This is a genomic window from Bacillota bacterium (genome assembly GCA_013314855.1).
In the GTDB taxonomy this organism is placed as follows: domain Bacteria; phylum Bacillota; class Clostridia; order Acetivibrionales; family DUMC01; genus Ch48.
On the sequence record JABUEW010000172.1, the window covers coordinates 1 to 6400 of the forward strand.

7 protein-coding genes and 1 pseudogene are annotated in these 6400 nt (G+C 37.2%); 5 read left to right on the plus strand and 3 right to left on the minus strand.

The window, feature by feature from the left end; genetic code table 11:
- The first annotated feature begins 259 nt into the window (after positions 1-259).
- The 5 genes and pseudogenes from HPY74_19005 to HPY74_19025 all read left to right on the plus strand — a co-directional run bounded on the left by HPY74_19005 (position 260) and on the right by HPY74_19025 (position 4285).
- On the plus strand, positions 260-598 hold the full coding sequence (locus tag HPY74_19005) for a winged helix-turn-helix transcriptional regulator (GenBank protein NSW92702.1): 339 nt from the start codon (positions 260-262) through the stop codon (positions 596-598).
- A gap of 151 nt (positions 599-749) precedes the next feature.
- Complete coding sequence (gene arsB / locus HPY74_19010) at positions 750-1850, plus strand: ACR3 family arsenite efflux transporter (GenBank protein NSW92703.1); 1101 nt, start codon at positions 750-752, stop codon at positions 1848-1850.
- Between the two features lie 95 nt (positions 1851-1945).
- Entirely contained in the window at positions 1946-2299 is a 354-nt protein-coding gene (locus HPY74_19015; GenBank protein ID NSW92704.1) for an IS66 family insertion sequence element accessory protein TnpB, read from the plus strand.
- A 27-nt stretch (positions 2300-2326) separates the two neighbouring features.
- Positions 2327-2650: an IS66 family insertion sequence element accessory protein TnpB gene (gene tnpB, locus HPY74_19020; GenBank protein ID NSW92705.1), complete on the plus strand. Its 324-nt coding sequence runs from the start codon at positions 2327-2329 to the stop codon at positions 2648-2650.
- 92 nt (positions 2651-2742) lie between these two features.
- A pseudogene (locus HPY74_19025) lies at positions 2743-4285 on the plus strand (IS66 family transposase).
- 206 nt (positions 4286-4491) lie between these two features.
- On the opposite strand, the gene HPY74_19030 reads toward HPY74_19025, so the two are convergent.
- From HPY74_19030 to HPY74_19040, 3 genes are all read right to left on the minus strand, one after another.
- On the minus strand, positions 4492-4665 hold the full coding sequence (locus HPY74_19030; GenBank protein NSW92706.1) for a hypothetical protein: 174 nt from the start codon (positions 4663-4665) through the stop codon (positions 4492-4494).
- Positions 4666-4840: 175 nt separating this feature from the next.
- Complete coding sequence (locus HPY74_19035) at positions 4841-5746, minus strand: permease (GenBank protein ID NSW92707.1); 906 nt, start codon at positions 5744-5746, stop codon at positions 4841-4843.
- Between the two features lie 36 nt (positions 5747-5782).
- Positions 5783-6220 carry a MarR family transcriptional regulator gene (locus HPY74_19040; GenBank protein NSW92708.1) on the minus strand — a complete coding sequence of 146 codons (438 nt, stop codon included), beginning with the start codon at positions 6218-6220 and terminating at the stop codon, positions 5783-5785.
- Positions 6221-6400 lie beyond the last annotated feature (180 nt).

Genomic DNA, 6400 nt, shown 5'->3' on the forward strand with positions numbered 1-6400 from the left:
CTATAGTTTTCTCGATGACAGTATACCTTTTTAGTTGCTCTTGTGACATCAGATAATTCACCTTACCTTTCATAGTGACATTTTATCAAAATAATTAACAAGGTGACATTATCACAAAATAAACACAAAAAAAAAAAAGGTGACATTATCACAAAATAAACACAAAGTTTATCACAAAAATACTTGCATTTGCATATAATATGAAATATAATATTTGTATATTTGCATAAACGAATATATTGATTAAAGGAGGGAGTAGATGAAAAGCATTGTTGATATATTGAAAGCTCTATCGGATGAAACGCGTTTGAGAATAATAAATCTTTTGTATGTAAAAGAGCTTTGTGTTTGTGATATTGTTAAGACTTTGAATATAACCCAAACAAAAGCCTCAAGACACCTGCAATACCTAAAAAATGCAGGGCTTGTACAGGATAGAAAACATGCACAATGGGTATATTATTCAATAACAGAGAACAAGAATATTAAGTTTCTGGACACTCTGATATATGAAAATATTAGTATGTTGGAACCGTTTAAGTCCGATTTGAACAACCTGAGAGCTTGGCTAAAAAGTAAAAATATTGTATGTGATTAAATGAGAGGAGTTTTAACTATTTCAAGTAGTGTTATTATAAGCAACATTATGTGTATATTGCTGACCAACTTAAACTTCCTATTTTAAAAATTAAAATGTTTGATGACGAAATCATAGTAATTGACAATAAAATTTTTTGGAGGTTGATCAAATGAGTAAACAGAAGGCAGTAAAAGAAAAAACAGGGGGCATAGGTTTTTTTGAGAAATATTTAACTATTTGGGTTGCTTTGTGTATTATAGCAGGGGTTGCAATAGGACAGTTGATTCCGGCGTTTCCCAGCACACTTAGTAAATTTGAATATGCCAACGTGTCCATACCGGTGGCTATCCTGATATGGCTTATGATCTATCCAATGATGCTCAAGATAGATTTCAGAAGCATTGTAAACGCAACAAAGAAGCCAAAGGGCTTGATTGTTACATGTGTTACTAATTGGTTGATAAAGCCCTTTACTATGTATTTAATTGCAGCATTCTTCCTATATGTTATATTTAAGCAGCTGATTCCGGCTGACCTTGCAAAGGAGTATCTTGCAGGAGCGGTCTTGTTAGGAGCAGCACCTTGTACTGCGATGGTATTTGTATGGAGCTATTTGACAAAAGGAGACCCGGCTTACACGCTGGTTCAGGTTGCAGTCAATGACCTTATCATACTGGTGGCATTTACTCCAATCGTAGCATTTTTACTCGGAGTAAGTGGAGTATCAATCCCATGGGACACACTTATACTTTCAGTGGTATTGTTTGTTGTAATACCGCTTACAGCAGGGTTTGTCACACGTAATCTTGTAATTAAAAATAGGGGACTGGATTATTTCAATGAAGTATTTTTAAAGAAGTTTGGCAATATCACAATTATTGGGTTATTACTCACACTGATTATAATATTCTCCTTCCAGGGAGAGATAATATTATCCAACCCTGTTCATATTTTGCTGATAGCAATACCATTGATTATACAGACATTCTTAATTTTCTTCATTGCATACGGATGGGCAAAGTTGTGGAAACTGCCTCATGATATTGCTGCACCTGCCGGTATGATTGGAGCCAGCAACTTCTTTGAGCTTGCTGTTGCAGTCGCAATCTCACTTTTCGGTTTGACATCCGGTGCAGCATTGGCTACGGTTGTAGGTGTACTGGTTGAAGTTCCTGTTATGCTGACACTGGTAAGAATAGCAAATAAAACAAGGCACTGGTTCCCTCAGAATAATGGTAAGCGCCTAATAAAAAGGTGTCTTACATTTTGAACCTCCATATGAGATAATGCTAACAACAAAGTCTTTAGACTTTTTAGAGTTTTTCGACTCTTACCCAAAAGTCTAAAATATTGGAGGTATCCCAAATGGATAAAATCACTAATGTTAAAAATGAATTTCGCTTAAAGCAATGGGCAAAAATCATTCAGTCCTGTCAAGAGAGCAACATGACCGTTGTTGCCTGGTGTGCCCAGAATAATGTGAATATAAAATCATACTATTATTGGCTCCGCAAACTCCGTACCTTAGCGTGTGAGTCCGGACAATTAATGACGAATCATAGTGAACAACAGATTGTACCCTTGACATTCGAGAGGGCAAAGACATCCTCTGAGGCAGCGATAACAATACATCTATCTGATATTTCCATTGATATTAATAATGGAGCATCAAGGACAACCATAGAGGCTGTTCTTTCTAGCTTGAAAAATATATGTTAGGCGATATATCAAGAGCAGAGGATGTATATGTTGTCTGCGGGTACACGGATATGCGCAAGTCTATCGATGGTCTTGCAGCTTATAATAAAAGGGACCTTCGGGATGGATCCATTTGCTCCGAGCCTCTTTTTGTTCTGTGGGAGAAAGTGTGACCGGATAAAGGCACTCTTCTGGGAAGGTGACGGTTTTGTCCTTCTATATAAACGGTTGGAAAGTGGAAGCTTTAAATGGCCACGCACACCGGAGCAGGCAAGACGCCTTTCAAAACGAGAATTTCGATGGCTTATGGAAGGATTGGAGATTGATCAACCAAAGGCAATCCATAATGCTAAAACGGGCGAAATATATTAATAAAAAATCAAAAAAAGTGCTGATTTTACTGGATTTTGTCCATCAAAATTGATATAATAGAATCACAAAAAGATGGGAGAAAAAACAGCTTAATGGACAGTAAAGATGCTTACATAGTTCAACTTGAAAACACAATAAAAAAACTCGAAAAGCAGATAAGCAACCTGACCGAGATGATAATCCTGTTGCGCAAGAAGAAGTTTGGCAGTTCTAGTGAAAAGACTTCCAAGGGACAGATTTTTGGACAGCTTAGCCTTTTTAATGAAGCTGAAATGGAATCATTACCGGATGCCCAGGAACCTGCCGTACAACGAGTTGATGGTTATTACCGCAGAAATCCTAAAACAAAACGTGAAGAGCTTCTTAAGGACCTGCCGGTTGAGGAAATTGAATGTGATGTTCCTGAAGATGAGCGCACCTGTCCCGGATGTAAAACAGAGCTAATACCTATTGGCAAGGAAACAGTTCGTGAAGAACTGGAATTTATACCTGCTCAGCTAAAAGTCATACGTTACACCCGTCTTGCATATGGATGTCCAAAATGCAAGCAGAAAGGTTCACCTTACATTGTAAAGGCATTGACACCTACACCACTGATGAACCATTCTCTTGCGTCTCCAACAACGGTAGCAAATGTTATGTATCAGAAATATGTAAATGGAATGCCACTATACCGTCAGGAGAAAGAATGGGAGCAGATCGGTCTAGCTTTAAGCCGTGCTACGATGGCCAATTGGATCATACGCTGCTCACAGGATTGGCTGAAGCCAGTAGTAGACATCCTGAAACAGGAACTGCTGAAGCGAGACATAATCCATTGCGATGAGACAACGGTTCAAGTACTGAAAGAAAAAGGAAAAGCTCCACAAACAAAGTCCTACATGTGGGTGTACCGTACAGGTATGGATAATGGACCTCCTATTGTTCTTTACGACTACCAGCCGTCCAGGGGTGGCAAAAATGCAGCAGATTATCTGAAAGGATTCCGTGGATATCTGCATACGGACGGATATACAGGGTATGAAAAAGTAGAAGATGTCATTCGATGTTGCTGTTGGGCGCACATACGACGATATTTTGTAGAAGCCATCCCCGATAAGAAGGGAAGGGATGCCCCTTTAACAAATGCAGAGATCGGAAGGAATTATTGCAATAAACTTTTTGAGATAGAAAGAACATTGGCCGAACTTTCTCCCGATGAAAGGAAGATCGAACGCCTCAGACTAGAGAAACCTGTCTTGGAGGATTTTTGGTGCTGGCTTGATTCCGTGACTCCTTTAAAGGGCTCACGTTTAGGCAAAGCGGTAACTTATGCTCTTAACCAAAAACCATATATGGAGAACTATCTTCTTGATGGAAGATGCTCTATTTCAAATAATATCGCCGAGAACAGCATAAGGCCGTTTGGTAGTAGGCAGAAAAAACTGGCTTTTCAGTGACACTCCTAAAGGAGCTGAAGCTAGTGCCATTGTTTACAGTATCATAGAGACTGCAAAAGCAAATAATCTGAACGTATATACATATCTGAATTATCTGCTTCTTTATATGCCGGATATGGACTACAGGAATCAGCCGGAAGTTATGGAGGATATGATGCCTTGGTCTGACCGGGTGCAGCAAGAGTGTAGGAAGTAAAGTATTAAAATTGGCCAGGTAGTCTTAAGCTGTCAGGCTGAATGTACGAAGACACTTTGTTATTAAGCGCTTACGAATAAAGAAGCCAATTAGACATAATTGCCATAATAGTTTAAGGTTTTTTGAGTCACTTTTGGTTAGAATTTTAATATAAAACTCCCGCATTGAGGCGGGAGTTTTATTGGGTTCGCCATAAACAAATTCAGTTATCTGCAGCATGAGTTGCCTTTCTCTTTTTCGGGTGTTTTTTGGGTCTTGCTATTAGTATTTTCGTCCGGTAATTCTTCAATCTCAAAATTACAGCAGCATGAGCTTTTTTTAGCTTTCCTGCTTCCGGTTAAACGATCAAATAACCCCTTTTTCTCATTATCATTTTTCATAAATGCCTTTCTCCTTTCAATTTATATTAATCTATGTAATCATTGTTATTGATATTTCTTAAAGTATCAGGCTCTTACTCAAATACGAAGATATGAAGAAAATTTCAAAAACACGATACAGTCATAGCAAGCATTTCGAAACTCACAATTACCGATTTATGGTATAAATCTTCGTTTATGAGTAAGAGCCTAGTATCATATTGAAAATATACCCACCAATTACAGCTGTAATAAAAATTACTCCTACAATAGCTGCTACTAATTTATTCTTAAATATACTGGCTAACATGCTCATCTCAGGGATAGCCATACCTGCACCGCCAATAATTAATGCAATTACAGCTCCCACGCTCATACCTTTTTGCATCAACGCTACTCCGATTGGTATAGCTGTTTCTGCACGAATATATAGTGGAATACCTATTATCGCTGCAATTGGAATAGCAAATGGATTATTAGGTCCAGCAAATTTTAGTACAAACTCTTGTGGCAGATAGCCGTAGATAACCGCCCCAATCCCAACGCCGATGAGCAAATATATTAAAACAGCCTTAAAATCCTCCCACGCTTTAATAAACGATAGTTTTAGCTTACCCATAAAAGCTTTAGGTACCTCCTCGGTTTCTTTATGTCCACCTCCTTTGATACGAACGTTTTTAACAAGTTTCAAACCTCCTGTTTTTTCCAAAACTATTCCAAAAAGTATAGAACCACCAAACACCACAATAAAATACACTATGGACACTTTCCATCCCATCAATGCTACCAACATCGTTAATATAATTGGATTTAGCAATGGAGATGAGATTACAAATGACATAACAGAACCAAACGTGATTCCGGCTTCTAAAAAGCCCAAGGTCAGTGGAATCGTGGAACAAGCACAGAAAGGTGTCAAAGCTCCAAAAAATGCTCCGATAAAATTACCCCAGATACCTTTACTGGACATCCAGTTTTTAATTTTTTCCTGTGGTATATACATGAGTACTAATGCTACAATTGTACTGATTCCGAGGAATAGTACAGTAAGTTCAACAGTTATTGTGAAAAAGTATTTAAGAGTAGTTGTTACTGAATTCAAGGAAATCATCTCCTTAAAGCACTCCAAAATTTTACATTATTTAGAACTATGTTCTTGTAATAATTCAACAAGCATTTTTAAAGCATTTTCAATATTATAGATCATTTCAGGTTTCATGTTTTTAAATACCTTTTCCAGATATTCTGTATTTTTCTTAATAACTTCTGTTAGTATGTTAATTCCTTTATTGGTAGCTCTAACACAGCAAACCCTTCCATCAATAGGAGAATGTTCCCGTATTACATACCCCTTGCTTTCAAGGCGATCAATAACTCTAGTGGCTCCACTTTTAGTAAAATTTAAAGATGTACCTACTTCTCTGATAGAAAAATCTTTATTTTCGTAAACTCTTTTTAGCGCCATGAATTCGACTAGCGAAAGATCTTTACAATACCCCCCGTTAAAGTCGTGGTTACCAAAAACCCAGGCTATTTCTTGCAGTAAATTGTAAACATTTGATATGTTTTTATTCATCTTATGATTCTTCCTTTATAAATATAGTTGATATCAACAACCATATTTTATACCAAAAGGTTGACGATGTCAACCAATTGATGTAAAGATTTTAATTTATTGTACTGAATTTACAAACAAACATAAGAACAGCAAAATATTAGTAAACAATAGATACAACAGTTTTATTTAAAATGGAAG